Source organism: Collinsella tanakaei YIT 12063 (assembly GCF_000225705.1).
Classification (GTDB): Bacteria; Actinomycetota; Coriobacteriia; order Coriobacteriales; family Coriobacteriaceae; genus Collinsella; species Collinsella tanakaei.
The window spans coordinates 29927-53994 of record NZ_JH126472.1; the positions used below are offsets into that span (position 1 = coordinate 29927).

The 24068-nt window shown below is 60.8% G+C and carries 16 protein-coding genes; 7 read left to right on the forward strand and 9 right to left on the reverse strand.

Annotated features, from left to right (window positions below):
• Positions 1-165: 165 nt before the first annotated feature.
• The 4 genes from HMPREF9452_RS08780 to HMPREF9452_RS08795 all read left to right on the forward strand — a co-directional run bounded on the left by HMPREF9452_RS08780 (position 166) and on the right by HMPREF9452_RS08795 (position 5078).
• Complete coding sequence (locus HMPREF9452_RS08780; RefSeq protein ID WP_009141786.1) at positions 166-681, forward strand: MarR family winged helix-turn-helix transcriptional regulator; 516 nt, start codon at positions 166-168, stop codon at positions 679-681.
• A complete protein-coding gene (locus HMPREF9452_RS08785) occupies positions 678-2549 on the forward strand; it encodes an ABC transporter ATP-binding protein (RefSeq protein ID WP_009141787.1) in 1872 nt (623 codons plus the stop codon). Before HMPREF9452_RS08780 ends, HMPREF9452_RS08785 begins: the two co-directional genes overlap by 4 nt.
• On the forward strand, positions 2542-4455 hold the full coding sequence (locus HMPREF9452_RS08790) for an ABC transporter ATP-binding protein (RefSeq protein WP_009141788.1): 1914 nt from the start codon (positions 2542-2544) through the stop codon (positions 4453-4455). Before HMPREF9452_RS08785 ends, HMPREF9452_RS08790 begins: the two co-directional genes overlap by 8 nt.
• Positions 4456-4700: 245 nt before the next feature.
• On the forward strand, positions 4701-5078 hold the full coding sequence (locus tag HMPREF9452_RS08795; RefSeq protein ID WP_261792607.1) for a DUF4143 domain-containing protein: 378 nt from the start codon (positions 4701-4703) through the stop codon (positions 5076-5078).
• A 213-nt stretch (positions 5079-5291) separates the two neighbouring features.
• Here the strand turns inward: HMPREF9452_RS08795 and HMPREF9452_RS08800 are convergent, their stop codons facing one another.
• Entirely contained in the window at positions 5292-6164 is an 873-nt protein-coding gene (locus tag HMPREF9452_RS08800) for an HAD family hydrolase (protein ID WP_009141790.1), read from the reverse strand.
• A gap of 178 nt (positions 6165-6342) precedes the next feature.
• Here HMPREF9452_RS08800 and rlmKL point away from each other — a divergent pair, with 178 nt between their 5' ends.
• Positions 6343-8733, forward strand: coding sequence for a bifunctional 23S rRNA (guanine(2069)-N(7))-methyltransferase RlmK/23S rRNA (guanine(2445)-N(2))-methyltransferase RlmL (gene rlmKL, locus HMPREF9452_RS08805; protein ID WP_009141791.1), 2391 nt, complete (start codon positions 6343-6345; stop codon positions 8731-8733).
• A gap of 284 nt (positions 8734-9017) precedes the next feature.
• Positions 9018-11153 (forward strand): KUP/HAK/KT family potassium transporter, encoded by a 2136-nt coding sequence (locus HMPREF9452_RS08810; protein WP_009141792.1) that lies wholly within the window; start codon positions 9018-9020, stop codon positions 11151-11153.
• Between the two features lie 760 nt (positions 11154-11913).
• On the opposite strand, the gene HMPREF9452_RS08815 is transcribed toward HMPREF9452_RS08810, so the two are convergent.
• From HMPREF9452_RS08815 to HMPREF9452_RS08840, 6 genes are all read right to left on the reverse strand, one after another.
• On the reverse strand, positions 11914-12717 hold the full coding sequence (locus tag HMPREF9452_RS08815) for a nitroreductase family protein (RefSeq protein WP_009141793.1): 804 nt from the start codon (positions 12715-12717) through the stop codon (positions 11914-11916).
• A gap of 157 nt (positions 12718-12874) precedes the next feature.
• Positions 12875-15094, reverse strand: a complete 2220-nt coding sequence (locus HMPREF9452_RS08820) for an LTA synthase family protein (protein ID WP_009141794.1) — start codon at positions 15092-15094, stop codon at positions 12875-12877.
• A 322-nt stretch (positions 15095-15416) separates the two neighbouring features.
• Positions 15417-16187 (reverse strand): tyrosine-protein phosphatase, encoded by a 771-nt coding sequence (locus HMPREF9452_RS08825; protein ID WP_009141795.1) that lies wholly within the window; start codon positions 16185-16187, stop codon positions 15417-15419.
• A 270-nt stretch (positions 16188-16457) separates the two neighbouring features.
• Positions 16458-17174: an ABC-2 transporter permease gene (locus HMPREF9452_RS08830; protein WP_009141796.1), complete on the reverse strand. Its 717-nt coding sequence runs from the start codon at positions 17172-17174 to the stop codon at positions 16458-16460.
• Positions 17175-17258: 84 nt separating this feature from the next.
• Positions 17259-18185 (reverse strand): ABC transporter ATP-binding protein, encoded by a 927-nt coding sequence (locus HMPREF9452_RS08835; protein ID WP_009141797.1) that lies wholly within the window; start codon positions 18183-18185, stop codon positions 17259-17261.
• Positions 18186-18269: 84 nt separating this feature from the next.
• Entirely contained in the window at positions 18270-18647 is a 378-nt protein-coding gene (locus HMPREF9452_RS08840) for a GntR family transcriptional regulator (RefSeq protein WP_009141798.1), read from the reverse strand.
• Positions 18648-19077: 430 nt separating this feature from the next.
• On the opposite strand from HMPREF9452_RS08840, the gene HMPREF9452_RS08845 reads away from it, so the two are divergent.
• The gene (locus HMPREF9452_RS08845; protein WP_009141799.1) at positions 19078-19698 is read left to right on the forward strand and encodes a helix-turn-helix domain-containing protein; all 621 of its coding nucleotides are present in this window, start codon (positions 19078-19080) and stop codon (positions 19696-19698) included.
• A 569-nt stretch (positions 19699-20267) separates the two neighbouring features.
• On the opposite strand, the gene HMPREF9452_RS08850 is transcribed toward HMPREF9452_RS08845, so the two are convergent.
• A complete protein-coding gene (locus HMPREF9452_RS08850; RefSeq protein WP_009141800.1) occupies positions 20268-22190 on the reverse strand; it encodes an ABC transporter ATP-binding protein in 1923 nt (640 codons plus the stop codon).
• A gap of 1 nt (position 22191) precedes the next feature.
• On the reverse strand, positions 22192-23979 hold the full coding sequence (locus HMPREF9452_RS08855) for an ABC transporter ATP-binding protein (RefSeq protein ID WP_009141801.1): 1788 nt from the start codon (positions 23977-23979) through the stop codon (positions 22192-22194).
• Positions 23980-24068: the final 89 nt, after the last annotated feature.

Consider the following 24068-nt stretch of genomic DNA (forward strand, 5'->3'; position numbering starts at 1 on the left):
TACCTATATCTTATCCAATGACATGCATAGCTGTTATAAATACTGGTATGTAAAACAGGTGACCATATCTTTTAGAGGGGCAGGTCGCAATATTTAATTCGGTACCTTGACATCTATCGAGCGCGGATTATACTTGCCACGGCAATCAAAGGTAAGGAGAATTTTGTGAACGGTTCTGAAGAAGAGCGCAGAGAGGTGACGGCAAGCAACGCGATGCGCGGGCCAGTGTGCCCGGACCTGCCGGACGCCCCCGCCCTAGAGGAGGACCCCGTGATGGCTCGCGCCGCGCGCATCCTCACCAACCTGGGATTCTGCGGTCACTACATGCACTTTCATCGCGGCGGCAGATCGGGCCGGGCGCCCATTTTGTGCCTGCTGGAGAAAAACGGCGGCACCATGTCGCAGCAAGCGCTTGGAGCGTCCTTTGATCTTAAGGCCGGATCGCTTTCAGAAATCCTTTCAAAAATGGAGGGCGGCGGACTCATCACCCGTACGCGCGACCGGCAAGATCGCCGTCAGCTCACCGTCTGCTTAACCGAAGCTGGCGCAGAGGCGGCCCGCTTGGAGACCGAAGCGCGCATTCGCTTTAGAACCCGCGCGTTTTCAAATCTCACCCCAGAAGAACAAGACCAGCTGGCCGACCTGCTCGACCGCGTGAAGTCCCGTTGGGAGGAACTATGATCAAAACCCTTGCGGCATCGATCCGTGACTACATAAAGCCCACCATAGCCACGCCGCTACTGGTGCTCTGCGAGGTTGCCTGCGAGATGGCCATCCCCTTTGTGACGGCAAACCTCATCGACACCATTAAGGCCGGCGCCTCGGTGGAACAGATCCTGCCCACCGCCGGCATCTTGGTGCTCCTCGCCCTTGTCTCGTTGTTCTTTGGCGCCGCCGCTGGCATCACCTGCAGCCATGCCAGCTGCGGCTTTGCCAAAAACCTGCGCCATGATTTGTTCTACAAGATCCAGACCTTCTCGTTCGCCAACATCGATGCGTTCTCCAGCTCCTCGCTGGTCACGCGCCTCACCACCGACGTCACCAACGTGCAGCAGGCGTTCATGCTCATCATCCGTATCGCCGTGCGCGCGCCGCTGGTGCTGATCTTCGCCTTTGTCATGGCCTATGCCATGGGCGGCTCCATCTCCTTTGTCTACCTTGCAATGATTCCGCTGCTGGGCTTTGGCCTGGGCTTCATCATCCACAAGGTGGGACCCATCTTCACCCGCGTGTTCCATAAGTACGACGCGCTCAACGAATCGGTAGAAGAGAACGTCACCGGCATGCGCGTGGTCAAGAGCTACGTGCGCGAGGACTACGAGAAGCAGAAATTCGCCGTCGCGGCGCAGGACGTCTGCGCCGACTTCACCCGTGCAGAGAAGTTGCTCGCCTTCAACAACCCCATGATGAACCTGTGCGTCAACGGCGCCTTTGTCCTCATCATCTACCTGGGTTCCAAGCTCATCATCACCAGCCAGGCGACCGCCTTCGACGTGGGCCAGCTCTCCTCTACGTTTACGTACGGCTTTCAAATCCTGATGAGCCTCATGCAGCTCTCCATGATCTTTGTCATGGTCACCATGGCGGAGGAAAGCGCGCACCGCATCAACGAGGTCTTGCATGCAACGCCCACCATCGCCAACCCCAGCGAGCCCGCTACGCAGGTCGCCGACGGCTCCATCGATTTCGACAACGTGAGCTTCAAATACTCCAAGAATGCCGAGCGCCAGGCCCTTGATAGCATCGACCTGCACATCAAGAGCGGCGAGACCATCGGCGTCATCGGCGGCACCGGCTCGGCAAAGTCCACGCTGGTCAACCTTATCGCCCGCCTCTATGACGCCACCTCCGGCACCGTCCGCGTAGGCGGCATCGACGTCCGCGACTACGACCTGGACGCCCTGCGCCATCAGGTAGCCATGGTGCTGCAAAAGAACGTGCTGTTCAGCGGTACCATCGCCGACAACCTGCGCTGGGGCGATGCGAATGCCACGGACGAAGAGATTCGCGAGGCGGCACATCTCGCCTGCGCGGACGAATTTGTCGACGGCTTCCCCAAGGGCTACGACACCTGGATCGAGCAGGGAGGTTCCAACGTCTCCGGCGGTCAGAAGCAGCGCCTCTGCATCGCCCGCGCCCTGCTGCGCCGACCCAAGATCTTGATCTTGGACGACTCCACCAGCGCCGTCGACACCAAGACCGATGCCAAGATCCGCGCCGGGCTGGCCACTTACCTGCCCCAGACCACCAAGATTATCATCGCCCAACGCATCTCCAGCGTGCAGGACGCCGACCGCATCATCGTCATGGAAGGCGGGCGCATTGCGCAGATTGGCACGCATGAAGAGCTGCTCGAGACCTCGGACATCTACCGCGAAACCTACACCTCGCAAAACAAGATGAGCGAAGAGGCGCAAGAAGTCGAGGAGGCGGCCGCTGAAGCCGTTGCCGAAATGACCCAGAGCGCGCTCGTCGCAGGCCAGACTCAAATAGACAGGGCAACCACGTTGCAAGACATCGACCAGAAGGGAGGCGAGGCAAATGAGTAAGCCCGCTGCAAGCGCCAAATCCAGCATGCCCGGCACCATGTCGCGTCTTATCAAGATGCTGTTCTCGTTCTTCCCCGTGCTGCTGCCCTTGGTCATGGCCGGAGTCATCCTCTGCGGCCTGATCAACTCCATCGGAGCCGTGTTCCTACAAAGCGCGCTCGAGGTCATCTCCACCTCTTGGCAGACCGGCGACTGGGCTGCCGCACAGCCCAAGATCTTGAAGATCGTCCTCACCCTGGGCGCCATCTACCTTGTGGGCAACCTCTCCTCGCTGTTCTGGAACCGCTACATGGCGGTCATCACCCAAGGCTCGCTTGAGAAGCTGCGCGAGAAGATGTTCAACCGCATGCAGGACCTGCCGATCCGCTACTTCGACACCAACCAGCGCGGCGATATCATGTCGCATTACACCAACGATATCGATACGCTGCGCCAGATGATCTCGCAGTCTCTGCCCAACCTGCTGCAGACCGTCATCGTCCTCACCACCGTGCTGTGCATCATGCTGTACTTCTCCGTATGGATGTGCCTGGTCATCATCACCGGCATCGCCTGCATGGTCGCGCTCACCAAGCTTTTGGGCTCCAACTCGGCGCGTTTCTTCATCGCGCAGCAGCGCGAGCTGGGCGTGGTCGAGGGCCACATCGAAGAGGTCATGAACGGCCAGAAGGTAGTCAAGGCGTTCTGCCACGAGGCCGCGGCCGAGGCGGATTTCGACGAGCGCAATGAGAAGCTCTTCGAGGTCTCCCAGAAGGCCAATATGTACGCCAACATCCTCATGCCCGTCCTCATGAACCTGGGCAACCTCATCTACGTGGTGGTCGCGCTGGCCGGCGGCGTCTTCCTCGCGCTCAACGTTCCCAACCTCTCCTTCTCCGGCCTGCCCCTCAGCATCGCCGTGGTGGTTCCCTTCCTCAACATGACCAAGCAGTTCTGCGGACAGATTGGCCAGGTCTCCCAGCAAATAAACGCCGTGGTCATGGGCCTTGCCGGCGCCAGCCGCATCTTCGAGCTCCTTGACCAGGAGCCCGAGGTGGACGAGGGCTACGTCACCCTGGTGAACGCCCGCGTGAACCCCGACACCTGGGAACTCGAGGAGACTGATGAGCGCACAGGCATGTGGGCCTGGAAGCATCCGCACAAGGCCGACGGCACCGTCACCTACGAGCCCCTGCGTGGAGACGTGCGCATGGTAGACGTCGACTTTGGATACACGCCGGACCACGACGTCCTGCACGGCGTCTCCGTCTATGCCAAGCCCGGTCAGAAGGTCGCCTTCGTCGGAGCCACGGGTGCCGGCAAGACCACCATCACCAACCTCATCAACCGCTTCTACGACATCGCCGACGGCAAGATCCGCTACGACGGCATCAACGTCAATAAGATCAAGAAGGCGGACCTGCGCCGCTCGCTGGGCGTTGTCCTGCAAGATGTCAACTTGTTCACCGGCACCGTAATGGACAACATCCGCTACGGCAAGCTGGATGCCACGGACGAGGAGTGCATCAAGGCGGCCAAACTCGCCGGCGCGGACGACTTCATCTGCCGCCTGCCCGAAGGCTACAACACCATGCTCACCGGCAACGGGTCGCAGCTCTCCCAGGGCCAGCGCCAGCTGATCTCCATCGCTCGCGCCGCCGTCGCGGATCCCCCGGCCATGATTCTGGACGAGGCCACCTCGAGCATCGACACCCGCACCGAGGCCATTGTCCAGCGCGGCATGGACGCCCTCATGCAGGGCCGCACCACCTTTGTCATCGCGCACCGTCTGTCCACGGTCCGCAACTCCGACGTCATCATCTGCCTTGATCACGGACGCGTGATCGAGCGCGGCAACCACGATGAGCTCATCGCTAAGAAGGGGTACTACTATCAGCTCTACACGGGAGCGTTCGAGCTGGAGTAGGCACCTGGGCGCGAGACCCCGACCGATGTCCCCGCACGCGCGCCTCGCGAAGCTTTTCGGGAACATCGCCGGGGACCTCGCCGCCGTAAAGCGCCTTCTCTTCTCGAAGCGCCTTGGTTGATACCTTGATTGAAGAACCCCGTAGGATGGCTTGTACCAGCCGCCTGCGGGGTTCTTTTGTTAGCCATGGCGAACAGAGCCTCTGGCCTTAAGCGTGATTCCAGAAATAATCTCCGTATTGGGAGATTTTTTCTCGAAACGATGCATCTCCCAGCGACTTCGACGGCAAAGACCACCGCAGCGCGCGCTTTCGCGGGGGCATGGCGGAGAACTACGTCATGCAGCAGCTAGTATCCACCGGCGCAAAGCCATACTACTGGGGCATGCAGAGCGTCCAGAAGGTCGAGTTTGTTCTCAAATTCCCCAACGGCATCGCTCCCATCGAGGTCAAATCTGGCAAACGCGTCTCAAGTTCAAGCGCTAAAAAGTTTGCAGACAAATATAACTGCCCGCGCGTCATTCGCGTGACTGAGAAGAACTATGGAATGGACGAGGGAATCAAGAGCGTACCTCTATATGCTGCGCTACTCATTGGCGAGGAGGCCATAGGGCTAACCAGCTGACAAGAGGTAAAACGGATGAGTTGCAACCAATCCCCAGCAGACAGTGGATAGCGCCGAGTCGCGCCTTCTTCATCTTGATAAAAACTAGGCGGAACCGCTTGCGCGACCCCGCCTTACAAAACCCAAAGGTTATTCTGTCTGACTCCATTATGGAAGATCGGGGCCACTTGTCAAACAAGCCCACCACTACGGTCGCCCCTCCTCGTCCACGCGCTAGATCAGTCCAAAGTGGCGCAGGGCCGCCGGAACGCCGTCCTCTTGAACCGAGGCCGTTACGTAGCTCGCAGCCTGTTTGACCGAATCCAACGCGTTGCCCATCGCCACGGGATGATCCACCACGCGCATCATGGGCAGATCGTTCTCGGAGTCGCCAAACGCAAAAGTACGGTACGCCGCATCTGCAGCGGCATCCGTGCCATCCAGCTTCGCTAACGCCTCGAGCGCATGGTGAATGCCGGATCCCTTATCGGTGCCGATCACGCTCATCTCGCCCACGCCTACGCCCAAATCGCAGATGGTGTAGTGCTTGCCCAGAAAATCCCACGCGCTCCGCAGCGCCGGGACCTCGCTGTTCATGAACGAGATCTTGTCGAACACCTCATCGCCCGCCAACGCATAGAAATCTTCGACGGTGTGCACGGTCGCCACGCCGGGAAAATCATCATAGGGCACGCCCGCGGGCACAAGGCTCACGCACAGGCTCGCGCCTTCATACATCACGCCCGCGCCTGCCTCGAAGACCACCTTGAGGGTTTGGTCCAACAACTCGCGCGCGATGCCGTTTTGGTAGACGATCTTTCCGTCTATAACAATAGTTGCCCCCGCGCCGCTGATAAGGCCCGCGGGCTTAAGGTCGAGCAGATCCTGTGCCACCAGGCTCAACGGGCGCCCCGTACAGATAAACGCCTTGTGGCCGTTGTCCGCCAGCGCGTGAAACGCCTTGTATACCTCGGCCGACGGAGGATTGCTAACGATGTTCTCGCCCGTCGCGGCATCCGGATCATGCCACACCAACGTACCATCCACATCAAAGAACAGCGCCGCCGGCATAGCCAGGTCGGCAGGTTTTGATCCAAACGCGGTCATGTAGTCCCCCCTTATAACGCAGTTATCCTCCCATATTGTAGCGGTCAGGTGGGGGCGAGCTGCCCCGCGCGCCACTATGCGATAATGGCACCTTGAACACGTACGCGCCCGCGCCGATGCCATCGAGCAGGCCTCGCAGCATCGGCATCATCGCGGCGCCCTTATGAAAGGCAGCACCATGAACGAAGCAACGCAAGCCGCGCTCACCGCGACATACCTGGAGTTCTACGCCAGCTGCCCGGAGGGGTTCGAAAGCGCGCTCGACGCGGAACTGCGCGCCATGGGTCTGCGCAAGACCCGCCGCCTTAAGGGCCGCGTCACCTTTACTGGTACGGTTGCCGACGCCTACCGCGCCTGCCTGTGGTCGCGCCTGGCCAGCCGCGTCTTTGTGGTCCTTGGCCGCTTTGATTGCTGGGACGCCAACGCCCTGTATGACGGCGCCTACGACATGCCCTGGGAATCTATCCTGGTCCGAGGCGCCAGCATCGCCGTGACCGCCCGTGGCTCCAACAAAGAACTGCGCAACTCGCACTACGCCGCGCTGTGCGTGAAAGACGCTATCTGCGACCGCCTGGCAGACGAGGCCGGCGCCCGCGCCAACGTCGACACCGAGCATCCGGACGCGCGCATCGCCCTCTCCATCCGCGGCGAACGCGCCAGCATCCACCTCGACCTCTCCGGCGAGCCCCTTTTCAAGCGCCTGCCGCGCGAAGCCACCCGATCCGGCGCCAAGGCGCACGTGCTCCGCCCGGACTACGCCGCCCTTATGCTCGCCCAAACCGGCTGGTCGCAGGCGGTGTCATCGCTTGATAGGAATCAGGACTCCCCCACGGCGCCCGCCCTAGTGGACCTCTCCTGCGCCGGCGGCGGGCTGGAGCTCGAAGCCATCAGCCAGCTTATCGACCGCGCACCCGGCTTATTGCGCCAGCAATGGGGCTTCACCGGTTGGCAGCGCCATGACGAGGGCGCATGGAACGCGCTTATCGCGGAGGCGGACGGGCGCGCAGAGGCGGGCAGAAACCGTCGAGCCGTTATAATCGCCACGGATGCAGACCCGGCGTCCGTAAGCTACGCCGCCCGCGTGCTGCGCTCCGCCGGCATGGCCAAGCACGCCACCCTGGTCGCCGCCCGGGCGGAAGACGTGCTCGCCGCCCTAAAAAGCGAGGACGCCGACGCCATCTCGCTGCTCGCCGACACCACCGAGGTCCCCTTCACCCAAACAGCGGGCATCCTCTCCCTTATCACCAAGGTCCGCACCGCATGCGGTTGCTCTCAGCTGGTCGCGCTCACCCGCGACGATTTCCTTTCGCGCAGTCTCAACCTTGAGCCCAGTGCGTCCATTTTGGTGAAACCCAACAACGAAGAGGCCCACATCACCGTATTCTCGTCCGCAGAATCATTGGACGAGGAGGGGGCGAACGAAAAGCTTGTCCAACCCGTCACGCATGCCGTAGATTTGGGCGATGGCAAGCAAGTCGCCGTTTTGGTGCCCGAATCCGACCAATTCGCCGCGCGCCTGAAAAAGGTTGCCAGGCTGCGCCGCAAATGGGCCAAGCGCGCCGGCGTCACCTGCTACCGCGTCTACGACGCAGACCTTCCGGATTACGCCGCGGCAATCGACCTGTACCAGGGCAGCGACGCCACGCCCGGCCGATGGCTGGTAATCGCCGAGTACGCCGCGCCCAAAACGGTAGACCCCTCGCTGGCCCGCGCGCGTCTGCTCGATATCCTCACCATCGCTCCTATCGTCCTAGACGTTGACCCCGACCACGTCTACGCCAAGGCGCGCACGCGCTCGCGCGGCGGCTCGCAATATGCCGACGCCGGCCGCAGCTCCATGTCTCGAAGCGGTCGCGGGCCGCAAGATGCCGTCGACGAGGACTCGCGTCGCAGACTGCCCCGCATCCAGGAGGGCGGCCTTACGTTCCTGGTCAACTTTGACGACTACCTGGATACAGGCATTTTCTTGGACCACCGCGTCACGCGCGACCTGGTGCGCGAGCACGCTCGCGGCAAGAAGCGCTTCCTCAACCTATTCGCCTACACCGGCACCGCCACCTGCTATGCAGCGGACGGAGGCGTTGAGGAAACGGTTACCGTCGACCTCTCCAACACGTATCTTGATTGGGCCGACCGTAACATGCGGCTCAACGGCTTTACAGGCCGCAACCATGAATTTGTCCGCGCGGACGTACGCTGCTGGATCTCGGAGCAGCGGGAGACCCGCAACCGCTGGGACCTCATCTTCTGCGACCCGCCCACGTTCTCCAACTCGTCCAAGATGGGCAACCGCACCTTCGACGTGCAGCGCGACCACACCGAGCTCATCATCGGCCTGTCGCGCCTGCTCACCCGCCAAGGCGAGGCGATCTTCTCGTGCAACCTCCGCACCTTCAAGCCCGATATCGAGGGCCTGGCGCGCGCAGGCGTGGTCTTGACGGATATCACCACGCAGACGATCCCAGAGGATTTTGCCCGCAACCCGCGCATCCACAAGTGCTACCTGGTCAAGCGCTACACGGTTGAAGAGGCCATGCAACGCGCGGGCATCGAGGCGGACCCCCGCTAAGCGCTCTGACCACGACCGCCAGACGGAAGGCTTCGCCCGTCGATATAAACCCATCCAACGCCGCTGCCCGCCCTTTTCCATGTGCGGGCAGCGGCGTTTTTCATACCGCATGGCAAGGCGCAATTAACCTGCATAGCATCGGCATCCAATGAATGGCGAACTACTTCCAATAAGGCTATAATCTCGTGCCACCAAGGCGTGCAACCCACGACGCGCGACCTTGGTATCGATTCGCCCCACGTCCAACCGGACTGAGGCCCGTTTCATCAAGGAGCATAGAACCGATGACGCAATCGACTGCCTCCGATCAAAAGGAGCACACGAGCGGCACGCAGGGCACGCGCAAGCCCGATGACCACGGCGCAGCCGCAATTAAACGAAAATCTAAAAATGAATCAAAACACGGGGATGGGGATGACAAAAGCCACAACATTCCGGTAAGCATCGCCGCCATGTTGGTAACGCTGGGCGTCGTTTACGGCGATATCGGCACCTCGCCCATGTACGTCACCAAGGCGCTGCTCGCCGGCCAGGGTGGCATCATGCAGGTTACCGAGGAGTTCATCCTGGGAGCCTTGTCGCTGGTTATCTGGACGGTCACCCTGCTGACCACGGTAAAGTACGTGTTGATCTCGCTCAAAGCCGGAAACCATGGCGAGGGCGGCATCTTCGCTCTGTACAGCATCGTCCGAAAATATGGAAAATGGCTCATCATCCCTGCGATGCTGGGCGGCTCCGCGCTGTTGGCTGACGGCATTCTCACTCCCGCCGTCACCATCACCACGGCCGTCGAGGGCCTGAGGACCATTCCCGCCATGCGGTCGTTGATCGGCGATGGGCAGACCAACGTGGTCATCATCACCCTTATCATCGTCAGCCTGCTGTTCGCCGTGCAGCGCGCGGGCACCAGCAAGATCGGCCGCGCCTTCGGCCCCGTCATGACCTTCTGGTTCTTGTTCCTGGGCGCTAACGGCTTGGTCTACGTACTGGGCAACCCCGCTATCCTGCTGGCTTTCAACCCGCTGCGCGGTATCGCGTTTTTGCTCTCGCCCAACAACCACGCCGGCGTCATGATCTTGGGCAGCTGCTTCCTCGCCACCACCGGCGCGGAAGCCCTGTATTCCGACATGGGCCACGTTGGCCGCGGCAACATCTACGCCACCTGGCCGTTCGTCAAGATCTGCCTGCTTTTGTCCTATCTGGGCCAGGGCGCTTGGCTGCTCGCCAACGCCGGCAACCCCGAGCTTGCCGCCATCCAGGACCTCAACCCGTTCTTTGAGATGCTGGGAGAGGGCATGCGACCGTTCGCCGTCGGACTGTCCACCTGCGCGGCCATCATCGCCTCTCAGGCGCTTGTTACCGGAGCCTTCTCGCTGGTCTCCGAGGCGAGCCGCCTGGACCTCATGCCCCATATGCAGATCTTCTATCCCGCCGAGACCAAGGGCCAGCTCTATATCCCCATGGTGAACAACGTCATGTGGGTTGGCTGCATCGCCGTCGTCCTGCTGTTCCAGTCCTCCGCGCACATGGAGGCGGCGTACGGCCTGGCGATCACCATCACCATGATCTGCACGTCGATCCTGTTGTTCTTCTTCCTGCATAACATTCGCAAGCGCAAGATCGCAGCCTGGATCTTCGTCATCTTCTTCGTCGCTCTGGAAGGCTTCTTCTTTGGTGCATCGCTCACCAAGTTCTTCCACGGCGGCTACTTCACCATCCTCATGGCTGCCCTCATCATGGGCATCATGGTCAGCTGGTACAACGGCACCTCCGTCGAGCGCCGTCAGGCAACCTTGCTGCCCATCCGCTCCTATCTGGGCCAACTTGACAGTCTTCGCAACGACGAGACCTATGAGCTCATGAGCGACAACCTGGTGTACCTCACCAACGAGACCAACACCAACTACCTTGACCGCGACATCCTCTACTCCATCTTGGACAAGCACCCCAAGCGCGCCCGCGCCTATTGGTTCCTAAACGTAGAGGTAATGGACGAGCCGCACACGTTCTCCTACTCGGTCGAGACCTTTGGTACCGACTACGTCTTCCGCGTCCATCTCTACCTTGGTTACAAGGTTAACCAGCGCGTGAACGCCTACCTGCGCCAGGTGGTCTCCGACCTGTCCGCCTCCGGCGAGCTGCCGCCGCAGACGCATGAGTACTCCGTGTACAAGAAGCCCGGCCCCATCGGCTCGTTCCGCTTCTGCATGCTCCGCAAGATGCTGGCGCCCGAGAGCGACGTGGACAGCCGCGAGCGTTCCGCCATCGCCCTCAAGTACACCATCCGCCGCTTTGCCGGCTCTCCGGCTCGCTGGTTTGGCCTTGAGAGCTCCAGCGTGTTCTACGAGTACGTGCCCTTGTTCACCAAGTTCAAAGAAGTCGACCGCATGACGCGCATCGACCCCAACACGCGTCCGTAGCGCTTGCTTCTATCGCGCTTCCGGCAACCGGCGCGACGCGCGCGTTCGTGCGCCACTACGGGTTGCATCCTGTGCCAGGGCTGCACCTTGCGTATAGCCTCGCCGCCCACAAGCTGGCGGCGCAAAAAGACCCGTCGATCTGCAAGAGATCGGCGGGTTTTTGCTTGCCAAACGTGCCGCACGTACCACGTGCCCACCGCGCACCCGCCGTTCGCAGGCCGCGTGGGCGCCTCTCAAGACCCCGCGCGCGGACGATGTCAAAAAGAGCCTTAGTGCGGAAGGCGGGCTGGGACAAATATCGAGTTAGTGCGGAAGTTAGGTCAAATAATGCCTTAGTGCGGTCCCTAGAGTGTCAAATAGTGCGTTAGTGCGGAACGAGAAGAGGATAGTAAGGGTACCTTGTGAATAAAGTATTCTCTTAACGCATGGTAGAAAGCTTAAGTGATTACGCTCGATGCATAAAGATACGCGACCAAAGCGCCTCCAAACCGCACTAACGCACTATTTGTCCTAACCTCCGCACTAAGGTGTTTTTTGACACGCGCGAGCCTGTCGTCCTTTTCGCAGCGGCTCTATATTTGCCCCGCGGGCGCGTAACTACGTGACCGCCAAGCCCATCTACGAGAAATCGCCGTGAAGAACCCTTCGAGAGGGCCTTCACGGCGATTGAGCGAGGCGCAATCTGCAAAGAAAGAAGAGCCGCCCCCTACAGAGCAACTTAAGCAAACGCCAGTATCAAGCATGAATGAGGAGCGAGGGGCTACGCCTTCTCCTCAGCGCTCCAATTGGCAAACCACTGTTCCATAGAGCGATTCATCTCAGCCATAAAATCGCTTGTATGTTTACGAGTGTAGATATCGACCACGCGCGCGCCCGCCTCAGTTGCGTGCGGACGGAACATGGCATCCATTTCCGCTATCTGGGCATCCATAATCGCGGCGTCCGCACGGCGATAGCGCTCGCTCATGACCAGGTTCTCAACCGGATGCGGCGTGGCAGGGCGCTCCTTATGCGGCACGCCAAAAACCAGCATGCTGAGGGGCATGGTGTGCGCGGGCAACCCCAGCAACTTGCCAACCTCTTCAGCGTTCTCCACAATGTCGCCGATATAGCAGCTGCCCAGGCCCACGGCCTCCGCAGCTATCACAGCGGTCTGCGCTGCGATAACGGCATCCTGCGCAGCGATCGCAAAGTCACCAAGACCGCACGTGCGACGGGCAGAGCGGCCCGTTTTCTGTACAAACTCATCTGCGAAGCACCCCGCGTGCTCAAAAAGATCGATCCACTTGCAGTAATCAACCACAAAGACAAGAGCCCATTTGGCCTTGGCGATGAAAGGCTGATTATCGCAGAGCACAGATAGGCGATCGAGGGTCTCCTGCCTCTGGATGTCGATAATCGAATACATCATCATAGCGCCGGCAGATGGGGCTCGCGTGGCGGCATGGAGCACCGCAGCGCGCTGCTCATCGGTAATGGCCACGTCGGCGAATTTGCGTGTGGACGAGCGCCGATCGATAAGGTCGAGCATGGGTGCGGGCGCGGCGGCAGCGATTTCAGCCATAGAAAAACCCTCCTACGGGATGTCTCGGGTACACCGAGCATCTTACCGCAGGAGGGCTGATGCTTTACGTGTCTTGCCGCCAAGCGGACACGCGGATACCGGACCCATTGCCCCGGCTCGCGATTAGGACAAGCCTGACCGGCGCGCGGTGACGGAACTACTTGATCTGCGTTGTGCCGGGCGCCAGGTTGGGGTCGGTCTCGTTCGCGGCGGATTGATACATCTTGGTGTAAATGTCCTTGCCATCGCGGAACAGCTCGTAGTACTGCATCTTAGCGTAATCGCTGCGAGCCTGGACGGCATCCGCCGCCGCGCTCCCCGCGGGATATCCGTCGTACGTCGCGGCGCTAGAGAGGTACCATTGCAGGCTCTTGTCCTCATAGCCGGTGGCGTTGATGGCGGGCAGGGCCTCGCGCAGGGTAATATGCGCCTTCTGGTAGCTGGTCAGCGGCGCACCGATGAGATCCATCAAGACGCTGCTGAGGTAGTTGACGGAGAGATCGTCTTGAGCGCTTTCCTGGTCGCGGCCGGCGACGTCGTAGTTGGCCCAGATGAAGTAGTCGGTCTGCCACAGCCGCTCGTTATGGACCGCATCGCTCTCGCCTGTAAACCAGGCGTCGTTGAACTCGTCCGGGAAGAACGGCTGATGATCGCCGAAGAAGACCAGGATCACCTTGCGGTCGAGCTTGCGCAGCTGGTTCACAAAGTCCTCCAGCGCACGGTCGGACTCCTCGATAAGGGCCAGGTACTCGTTGACCTCCGGATCGCTCACGCCATCGATAACGTAGTTGACTTGTTTATCGACGGGAATCAAGCCGGTGTCGTAACCGGAATGGTTCTGCATGGTCACGTCGAAGATGAACTGCGGATTGGAATTCTCGTCCAGCATCTGCAGGATCTTGTCATAGGTCGCTGCGTCCGTCACCATGCCGCGAAGCTTCCCGGCGTCCTGGAAGTCCTGGATGGTAAGGAAGTTGTCAAAGCCAAACGCGCTGTAGACGTTCTCGCGGTTCCAGTTGGTGCCATGGTTGGGATGGATGGCCGTGGTGTCGTAACCAAGGTCCCTGAACTGCTGGGACAGGGTCTCGGTGCGGGTGAGGTCGTAGATGGTGTACGGATAGGTGCCCGTGCCCAAGAACGCCATGGAGTTTCCGGTGAGGTATTCGAATTCGGTGTTGCAGGTGCCGCCGCCAAACGCGGAAACGTAGAGCACGCCGCGCTGCAGAGTGTCGGACAGGTTCTTGAAGAACTGCGGGCCCTGATAGTCCGCATGCAGGTTCTGGTAGATGGAGAGATCCGAGAAGGTCTCGTTCATGATGGTGATGACCGTGGGCTTTTCCTCATCAAACTGCGAGACGGCTTGCGTGCGCTCAACGCTTGCAGCCCGGTTGGCATCATACTGGTCCGCGTAGTCAGAAATGAGCTCCTTAGCCTGGTCCATGTCATAATCCTCGGGCACGGGAGGCTTGATGGTCTGGGCGCCAGAGATAAAGCTGGGCAAGAAACCCTGACGGTAGTAGCTCTCAAGCGGGCGCCAGGTATAAACCTGAATGCTAAGCGTGTTGTAATAATCGACCAGCGTCACGTGGGCACCCACGCCCGCCAAGCATGCGATGCCCACCATAAGGTTGATGAGCAGCGCGCGGCGATTGCCGCGATCGCGCTGGGGACGAAGCATAGCGGCCATGCGGCACAGCTGCACGGAGATGGCCATGAACGCCATGCCATACAGACAGAAGGGCGACAGGATGTAGGAGTAGCCAGTGCCGGCAACGGCCATCGCAGTAGACAGGGCGGAAATGTCACCCGGAGCGATGGGCATGGACTTGAAAGTGATGATGAAATACTCGACGATGCCCAAAATGCTCATGAGCACGGCGACGACCGCGGGCGGGGTATGACGGCGCTGGGAGATGAAGAACACGCCAGCCATGATAGCGGTGATAATCGCCCACTCGAGCAGCAGGCAGAGCGGATACATCCACAGCAAGTTGTGGTTGCTGGGAATCTCCAGGCCCAGTGTGGCGCCCACGCCCGCCAAAAACAACAGGATCACGCACGCGATGAGCGGATGGGCGAAGCGGCCGGCAGGACCCGCGATCTTAAGCAGGCGCTCGCGCACCAGATCGCGCTCAAGATTAAGCCAGGCGCAACCCGTAAGAACCGCGTTGAGGACAAGCGGCGACAACACGTCGTTGGCGACGCCGCCCATTGCCGCGTAGAGCCCTACAGCAAGCTGCAGCACGGCGAAAAACACAACCGAAAGCACGGTCGATCGGCGTGCGGAGCGCGCGTCCTGGTCCAAGGTGCGTACCTTGCGGATGGTCAAGGCGACCGTTGCCGCAAAGGCAACAAGGGAGATGATGGCTACGAGCATACGGATCCTTCTTTACTTGGGATGCCGCGAGCGGCTGCTTGCGGGTGATCTCTGTTAAGAACCTGTTAGGTTTGCCCTATAGGTTTGCAGCCCACCATACTAGCGCCCGATTATCGAGTTTTTGTCAATGTGTGGAGACGGACCGCATGTAGCGAGCCTAATCCAACGAATGTACACAAGGGGAAACATTTGTGTGACACCCAAGCGTCGCACCACGGGAGCCCGCGGCGCCTAACGTTATGCTTGCACACCACTTACGCGGGCATGATGTCCCGGCGCGCACGGCGTCTGTAGCAGCGCCGCAGCCCGCTCCCAACCCGGTCTAAAGCCCTTCGCCACGCAGCTTTGCGGTAAGGCGGTCGAGAAGGGCGGGATCGCACCCCGCATAATCCTTCAGATACTCGCGCGCGGTGCCATAACGAGCATGCAGATGCTCAAGCGTGCGCTCCATCTCTACGGGGGCAGACTCGAACAGGCAGCGAGGCGCCTTTTTGAGCAGCAGAATCGAGACGCCGGCACGCTGGGCTCGCAGGCCGCGACCCATGTAGTCCTGCGTCACACGATAGTCCGCAACTATAAATTCATCGTCCACGCCCGCCAGGCCAAGCAAAAGCATGGCGATCACACCGGTGCGGTCTTTGCCTGCGCGGCAATGGAACAGCGAGCAGCCGGGGCCGTCGAGCGCTTCCATAACGGAGCGGATGCTGGAGGCGTCGTTATCCAAAAGCGACTGGTAGACGTCGAACATGCAGGCGGGCAGCGCGCCGCGAAAGCCACTTGAGTTGAGCTGATCGAGCATGGGGATATGCGTGTAGAAGACGCCTTCTTCCGGACGCTTGGCGTACGGATCTGGCCAATGCTTGAGTTCGAAGTTGCTGCGCAGGTCGATGACGCGGCGCAGGCCGTAGCACCGCAGCGCCTCGCGGTCGCCCAAAGTGAGCCTGCCCAGCGTGCCCGAGCGCAAAAAGGCGCCAAACGCCGTGGTTCCGCACTCGCCCGCTTGGCGCGTATATGGATATCCTCCAAGATCGCGCACGTTATGGGCCCCCTTGAGGGGCAGCGGGATCGATGCAAAGGGTTTGTCGCCTGCCATAGAGCCTCACCGTACAGGGCGCGGCACGAGTAACGCCGCGCGTGAAAACAAAAGCGCCCCGGCGCCATGCCGGAACGCTCTTACTATAGTCGAATTGATTTTGCGTGTGCCTCCCCCGCTACGCGGGCTTACCGTCCCTTTACGCGAACGGTCATGCAGACGAGGGCGGACGGGTGCGGGTCTATCGCAGGCTCGGCGGGAACAGACCGGGCGAGCACGGGGCGCAGCAACTCAAAGTCGCCGCGAAAGCCGTAATCGAGCGGCCGGGGCCTAAAGGTCGCGGCGAGCGGAGATACGCATAGAGACCGCGGCGCTAACGGAGAGAACAAACGCGGTGAGCACAATGAGAACGAGGGAGAGGACCGCAGTCCCCGCATAGCTCTCCATCCAGGATGCGAAGCGGGCCAACACTTCCGCAGCGTCTATATGGTCGGCAATCTGCCCAAAGCCAACCATGCAGATAAAGTATGCAAGCATTACAAACATGGGCAGGAATTGCGTCGCTTTGGTGTTGCCGAACTTGAAATACGCCGGAATAGTAAAAGCCGCGGCCGAAGCCCCCATAAACAAGCACAGAAACAGCGAGAAGATGCTTGCGAGAACATCCGCCTGGGTCATATGCAGAACGTCTCGAAGGTCCCCGGGAAGAATATTCAACGCGCCAACTGCCACAGCCAACACTTGGAGGGCAATCCCAAGCGCGACACCGGCACCTGCCATGGCAATCACCGCAACATACCTGCCAAGCACCACGTCGCGACGGGATAAAGGCAGCGTAAGGCGATAGGCACCCCAGTTGTTCGCGTCGTCGTACGCGCTTGCCGCCATCGCCCCCATCATGCTGAACATGGTGACAAAGATACCGGCAAGCGGAACTACGGTCCCCATGCCAAAAGCAACAAAAAACCCCACGATCGCCGCTATAGGCAAAAGCTGCTTGATATAACCGGTGAGCACCGTCAGCTCGACCAAAAAAGCCTTTTTCATAGTGAGTCCCTTCAAAAGGAAGCAGAGATGGACAAGGACATCGTCCAAAGAAGCGCGGACAAGAAGGCCGCGGGCGCGGAGCAGCTAGCAGTAGCGCTCGCCCTTGATCATGAACACCATGTACTCGTCGATGCCCATGCGGTCGCACGGGATGGACGGGAAGCTTTCCGCAAACGCGAAGCGATCGGGCACCAACAGGTCGATGCCGTAATCCTGCCGCATGATGCGCATGGCCCCAGGGGCGATGACGCCGGAACAAGCGATCTGCTCAAGTTCCGCGGCGCGGCAGCGGGCGACGCCCATGAGGTCGCAGACCTCGTCCTTAGCGATGTTGAAGACGGGATGCCCGGCGTCGATGCAAAGCACCGTGTCCGCGATCTTATCCAGGTCGCTAGTGATATGGCTGGACATGAGGATGCCGTTCACGGGGTTGCCCTGGGCATCCTCGACCGCCACGAAATCGCGCAGCGCGTCGAGCACCTCATCGTGAGCTATGGGATCAAGGCCCGCCGTCGCCTCGTCCAAAATGAGCAGGCGAGGGTTGTGCGACAGCGCGCAGGCAAGAGAGAGCTTCATGCCCATACCGCGGGAGAGGTCCTTGACGGCTTTTTTGGGGTCGAGGTCCGCGGCGCGAAGGCGCTGCTGAAAGCCGGCGGCATCCCAGGTTGAATACGCGCGGGCCATAAGCTTGCCCACCTCTTCGATTTTAAGGTGACCCGGCAGGGAGATGGTGTCGAACACCACACCCACCTGCTCTTTTGCCCTGGCGGATGCCGTGTTCGCAAGATCACGGGGCGAGTAGCCCAGGACGCTTGCCTGGCCGGCGTCCAGCGAGATGAGGCCCAACAGGGCTTTGATGGTGGTCGACTTGCCGGAGCCGTTCTTGCCGACAAAGCCCACCACCTGGCCGGGCTCGACCGTGACGTTGACGCCCGCGAGCGAGAAGCCGGGATAGTGCTTGGTAAGGCCGCTTGCCTGGATAAGGGGCGCGGCAGCAGTTACTTGGTTCATGGTCTCCATCCTTGGTATGGCTGGATTACGTGTTGGTTTGGCTTGGACAAGGTGGACGAGGTGGGCTTGCGCTCACAGCGAGGGCTACTCGTCCTGATCGAGCAGGAGGTCGAGCATCTCGCGCAGTTCCGCCGGCTCAAGGCCCAGGTCGCGCCCGGCTTCGACCGCGCGGGAGAGATGCCCCTCGATCTCACGCAGGTGCTCCTCGCGGATGAGCTCCTTGTTGCCACCGGCGACAAAGCTGCCTTTGCCCTGGACGGTCTCGATGAAGCCCTGGCTTTCCAGGTCCGCATAGGCACGCTTGGTGGTGATGGCGCTCACCCGCAGGCTGTTTGCCAGCGCGCGGATAGACGGGAGCTGCTCGCCCTCCGCCAGCTGGCCCGCGATGATCTGCGCCTTGATCTGGCTGGTGATCTGCTCGTAGATGGGCTTGCTGCTGGAGTTTGAAATGATGAGTTCCACGTTGTTGGTCCCTTTCCCTACATACCGCCGCCGCGGGGCGTCCCCCAGTCGGTGGCGGCCCGCCGCCCGACGTCTCGAGCGACTCGCGGTTGGCGCCCGTCGGCACTGCCCGCTACTGAGCATAGTGTATATACTCGTTAAGTACAGTATATACACACGCATACACAGTGCAAGAGATTTTTTGGGATTTTGCCGCGCCGACTCATAGGGTAAAGGGCGTGCTGCCAGGGTCCGGACCCACCGACCCTCGCGCGCGAGAAAAGATGCGGCGCTGCAGAGGAATTGCTGGTCAGAGGCATGTATAAAGCATTTTGACGAGGTTTTTCATCCTTGTGAGAAGGCGCTATAAACACCTTTGATGGTACGATTCCCCCGTCAATGCCATGGTGACTCTCGACAGGGGTCACCCCGACCCCCAAGGAGCAGGAGCATGGAGCTGGGCTCGCACATCAAGGAGCACCGCAAGGAGCTGGGCCTCTCCCAAGACGATCTGGCGGAGCGCATCTACGTGTCGCGCCAGACCATCAGCAACTGGGAGTGCGGGCGCACGTATCCGGACGTCCAGAGCCTGCTTCTGCTCTCGAACGTGTTTGGGGCGACCGTAGACTCCCTCATCAAAGGAGACGTGGAAACCATGGCACAGGTAATGGATGCAGCGGTCAAGAAGTACAACAACCTCTCGACGGTGGCGGTAGTGAGCGCAGCGGCCTTTTTGCTGCTGGGAATCTGGGGCGCTTTCCAATACGAATGGGGATGGGGCGAGCACACGATCCCCACGGTGGTGTTCGCGCTTGCGTCCCTGTTTGTGATGTTGATTGCGTTCGCCAACCTAGAGCGCTTGAAGAAGCAGCATGACCTGGCCACCTATCGCGAGGTTTTGGCATTCAGCCGCGGTGAACACGTGGACCGCGACACGCCTGCCGGACAGCACGCGCGCGAGATGAAGCCGTGGAAGAAGGGCGTGATCAACAGCCTGAAGATCATCCTCGGCGCCGCCGTGGGCGGTGCTATCGGCATCGGCATCGGCATGCTCATCAAGATGCTGGCCTAAGTTGCCATGCATGCACAGCGCAAAGACAGTGCGCGGGGTTTGGGATTTCGCTGATCCGCGCCCTTGCTAAAAACAGCCTTCAGTTGGAGTTGCCCTCCAGCCGAGCACGCTAAAAACGACCTTCAGTTGGAGTTGCTGCTAAAAACGAGGTCCAGTTGGACTTGGACTCTGCTGAAATCGAGCTCCGTTTCACCCGTAGCTCTAAAAACGAGGTCCAGTTGGACTTGCGGCATCGAAGTATCTGAAGACGCACCGCTCCTACCTGCGACTTCTTCAAAGACAGCCTCGCAAGAGACCACGCCAAGTCCAACTGAAGGGCGATTTCAGCAGCACCAACTCCAACTGAAGGCCAAAACCAGCAAGCGAACGCGAACGGAGGCCGTTTTCAGCAAGGCAGCAGCGGCATCCCAGCCGTGCTTGCCCACAGCGCTGGCGACCGCGCATTGAAGCCGCGTGTTGAGGCCGCTATCAACAGGGCCGCAGCTGCTTTCCAAGGGATGCCCCGAGGCGCGAGGCGCCGGTGCGCATCCCGTGAAACAGCTGCGGCCCTCCATTAAACCCCGCTGTCCTTACTCGTCCACCCACTGGCTGTTATAGAGCTCCGCGTAGAACCCGCCCTGGGAAAGCAGCTGCTCATGGGTACCGCGCTCGATGATTCGACCATCGCGCATGACCAAGATGCGGTCAGCCTCGCGGATGGTGGAGAGGCGATGCGCCACCACAAAGCTGGTGCGACCGTGCATAAGCTCGTCAAAGGCCGCCTGCACCTGCGCCTCCGTACGGGTGTCAATAGAGCTGGTCGCTTCATCAAGCAGCAGGATCTCTGGGTCGCAGAGCATGACGCGGGCGATGCACAGCAGCTGCCGCTGGCCTTGCGACAACGTGCCTCCGCCCTCGCCTATCACCGTGTCGAACCCCCGGGGCAGTGCGCTGATGAAACCGTCCGCATGCGCCCGGACAGCCGCCCGCTCAACCTGCTCGCGCGTTGCGCCCGGGCGGCCGTAGGCGATGTTGTCGTGCACGGTGCCTTCGAACAGCCAGGTATCTTGCAAGACCATGCCAAAGCGCGAACGCAGGTCCGCACGAGCGTAGGAGGCGATGTCGACGCCGTCGAGCTCTATGCGTCCCCCTTGCACATCGTAGAAGCGAAGCAGTAGGTTGATAAGGGTGGTCTTGCCGCAGCCCGTGGGTCCCACCAGGGCAATGCGCTGGCCGGGGGCGGCGTGGATGCAGATGTCTTGCAGCAGCGGGCGCTCCAGCGTATAGCTGAAATTGACGTGGTCAAAAACCACCTCACCGCGGGCAGAACTGGCAGGCCCGGCAAACTCGGCAGGCCCGGCAAACTCGGCAAGCTGGACGGCAGGAGCTGCCAGAGCCTCCCGATCAGCCTTCTCCGGCGATTCCTCGTCCGCATCGAGCAGTGCAAACAGACGACGGGCGGAAGCATAGGCGGTCTGCAGCTGGGTGATGACGTTGGTGACCTCGTTGAACGGCTTGGTGTACTGGTTGGCGTATGACAAGAAGGTCTGCACGCCGCCCACCGTGAGCGGGGCCGGCCATCCGGTGATGACGCACATGCAGCCAATGACCGCGACCGCCGCGTAGATAAGGTTGTTGATAAAGCGCGTACCGGGGTTGGAAAGCGAGCTTAGAAACTGCGCGCGCTCGCCCGCCGTGTACAGCTCGCCGTTCATGGTGTCAAAGCGCTCCTGTGCGCGGTCGCCGTAGCAAAACGTGCTCACCAGACGCTGGCTGCCAACATATTCCTCAATATGGGCGCCCAGCTGACCCTGGATACGCTGCTGTGCTGCAAAGCTCTTGTTGGAGAACTTGGCGATCAGCGTGGCCGCCATTATGGAAAGCGGGGTCACCAACACAACCACTACGGCCATGGGCACGGAGATGGAGAGCATGAACAGCAACGTTCCCACAATGGTCACCACGCCGGTGAACAGCTGGTTGAACCCCTGCAGCAGGCCATCGCCAATTTGGTCGACGTCGTTGACCACACGCGAGATCAAATCGCCGTGCGGATGCGCATCGATGAAGCTGACGGGCATGCGACCGATCTTCTCGCTGGCGTCCACGCGCATATCGCGCACACAGCGGTACGTAAGCAGGTTGACGCAATACCCCTGCACCCATTGCAGGGCAGAGGCGGCAAGCACCACCAGGGCAAGCTGGACCAGCAGCGGTGCCAAGGCGGCAAAGTCAACGCGGCCCATGCCTATGATGAGGTCGATGGCGCGCCCTACCACAATGGGCACGTAAAGCTGCAGCACCACGGAGAGGCCGGCGGATACAAACGACGTTGCAAACGATGCCGCATGCGGGCGCACGTAGGCCATGAGGCGCCGCGTCACCTGCTTGGTGGTAAGGGGCACGGCGGGCGCGAGCACGCCGGCGGCGCGGACGTTGTTTTTGGACGATGACCCGCCCGCGATGTTCGACGTGACGGTCGACACCGATCCAGTGGATGTATACGGGTTCACGCTACGCCACCTCCTCGCGCTCAAGCTGGGACTCGCAGATCTCGCGATAGACGTCGCAGGCGCTAAGCAGCTGGGCATGCGTACCCAGACCCACCGCACAGCCGCGACGCATAACGCAGATAAGGTCCGCGTCGCGCACGGAAGACACGCGCTGCGACACGATCACCGTGGTAAGGGGCACGGGCGCATCTGGACGAGGATCCTTCGCGGAGCTCGCGGCAAGCTCGCGCAAGGCACGGCGCAGGCGGGCGTCCGTTTGCAAATCGAGCGCGGAGGACGAATCATCAAGCACCAAGATCTTAGGGTCTCCCACAAGAGCGCGGGCGATGGTGAGGCGCTGGCGCTGGCCTCCGGAGAAGTTCTTGCCGCCCGCCTCTACCGGGGCATCCAAGCCGGCCTCGAGCGCACGAACAAAATCGGCCGCCTGGGCAACCTCGAGGGCGCGCCAGAGCTCGCGATCATCCGCATTCGCTTTGCGCCAACACAGGTTTGAGCGCACCGTGCCAGAGACCAGCTGCGCCGTCTGGGGCACCATGCCTATAACGCCGCGTAGCTGGTGCAGCGGCCAGGCGCGCACATCCGTGCCAAATACCTCCACGCCACCGCGGGCCACGTCATACAGGCGCGGCAGCAACGATACCAACGTGGATTTGCCAGAGCCCGTACCGCCGATGATGCCCAGCGTTCCGCCAACGGGCAGCTGCAGGGTGATATCGCCCAGCGCATCTGCAGAGGCGGAGCCGTAGCGAAAACTCACATGGTCAAAACGCAGCGCCGGCACCGCGGCGGCCTCGAGCGCGCACGCGGGGAGCGCAACCGGGGCGGAACCGGTATCCGTGATGGACGGCTCGCACGCCAGCACCTGGTTGATACGCGACGCACTGGCGCTTGCCTTGGTAAAGATCACCACCATATTGGCCACGTACACAATAGAGAGCAACGTCTGGGTCATGTAGTTCACAAACGCGATCACCTGGCCCTGGGTAAGGTCGCCCACGTTCACCGCCGCGCCGCCGCTCCACAAAATGGCGCACACCCCCAGGTTCATGACCAAAAAGGTCACGGGATTAAGCACGCTCGACAGCTTGCCCACCGCGATGGCGGTCTGCGCCTGGTCGGCAGCGGCGGCGGCGAAACGCTCGCGCTCGTGCTGCTCGCGGGAGAACGCGCGAATCACGCGGACGCCGGAAAGCCCTTCGCGCTGCACCAGGCCAACGTGGTCGAGCTTTGCCTGCATGCTCTTAAAATACGGCACGCTCTTAGCCATGACCAGCCAGAACACCACGGCGATAAGCGGGGTGGTCACCAAAAAGATCAGCCCCAGGCGGACATCGATCAACAGCGCGGCCGCCATGGAGCCCACCGCCAAGAACGGCCAGCGAATCAACATGCGTATAGTCATGGCAATGGCCAGCTGCACCTGGTTGACGTCGTTGGTGATGCGGGTGATGAGGGACGGCGTGCCAAAGCGATCAAGGTCCGCAAAGGACAAACGGTTGATGTGCGCATAAAGCTCGCGGCGCATGTCCGTACCCATACCCTGCGACGTCAGCGCGGCCACCTTTTGGCAAACCAGCGTGACCGAGATGCCCACCACGGCCATCGCCACCAGCACCAACCCGTGGCGCACCACAGAATCCATGTCGCGCGCGCCCACGCCGTTGTCGATCATGCTTGCCACCACCAGCGGCGTAATAAGGTCAAAGCACGCCTCTACCAGCTTGGCCAGGGGCCCTATGATGAAATACCGGCGGTACGCGCCGGAAAAACGCCTCAACAGGTTCAGCATCAAACGCCTCGCTGCTCATTGGAATTCACGGACCCATCAATGATATGCCAGCGCGCAGGCACCCATCCGGTAAAACACGGTGCCCGTGC

What these genes read in the sequence shown, in the direction of transcription:
- HMPREF9452_RS08785 (WP_009141787.1), top strand. Translation starts at nt 678, where the DNA reads ATGATCAAAACCCTTGCGGCATCGATCCGTGACTACATAAAGCCCACC.
- HMPREF9452_RS08790 (WP_009141788.1), top strand. Translation starts at nt 2,542, where the DNA reads ATGAGTAAGCCCGCTGCAAGCGCCAAATCCAGCATGCCCGGCACCATG.
- HMPREF9452_RS08800 (WP_009141790.1), bottom strand. Translation starts at nt 6,164, where the DNA reads ATGACCGCGTTTGGATCAAAACCTGCCGACCTGGCTATGCCGGCGGCG.
- rlmKL (WP_009141791.1), top strand. Translation starts at nt 6,343, where the DNA reads ATGAACGAAGCAACGCAAGCCGCGCTCACCGCGACATACCTGGAGTTC.
- HMPREF9452_RS08810 (WP_009141792.1), top strand. Translation starts at nt 9,018, where the DNA reads ATGACGCAATCGACTGCCTCCGATCAAAAGGAGCACACGAGCGGCACG.
- HMPREF9452_RS08815 (WP_009141793.1), bottom strand. Translation starts at nt 12,717, where the DNA reads ATGGCTGAAATCGCTGCCGCCGCGCCCGCACCCATGCTCGACCTTATC.
- HMPREF9452_RS08820 (WP_009141794.1), bottom strand. Translation starts at nt 15,094, where the DNA reads ATGCTCGTAGCCATCATCTCCCTTGTTGCCTTTGCGGCAACGGTCGCC.
- HMPREF9452_RS08825 (WP_009141795.1), bottom strand. Translation starts at nt 16,187, where the DNA reads ATGGCAGGCGACAAACCCTTTGCATCGATCCCGCTGCCCCTCAAGGGG.
- HMPREF9452_RS08830 (WP_009141796.1), bottom strand. Translation starts at nt 17,174, where the DNA reads ATGAAAAAGGCTTTTTTGGTCGAGCTGACGGTGCTCACCGGTTATATC.
- HMPREF9452_RS08835 (WP_009141797.1), bottom strand. Translation starts at nt 18,185, where the DNA reads ATGAACCAAGTAACTGCTGCCGCGCCCCTTATCCAGGCAAGCGGCCTT.
- HMPREF9452_RS08845 (WP_009141799.1), top strand. Translation starts at nt 19,078, where the DNA reads ATGGAGCTGGGCTCGCACATCAAGGAGCACCGCAAGGAGCTGGGCCTC.
- HMPREF9452_RS08855 (WP_009141801.1), bottom strand. Translation starts at nt 23,979, where the DNA reads ATGCTGAACCTGTTGAGGCGTTTTTCCGGCGCGTACCGCCGGTATTTC.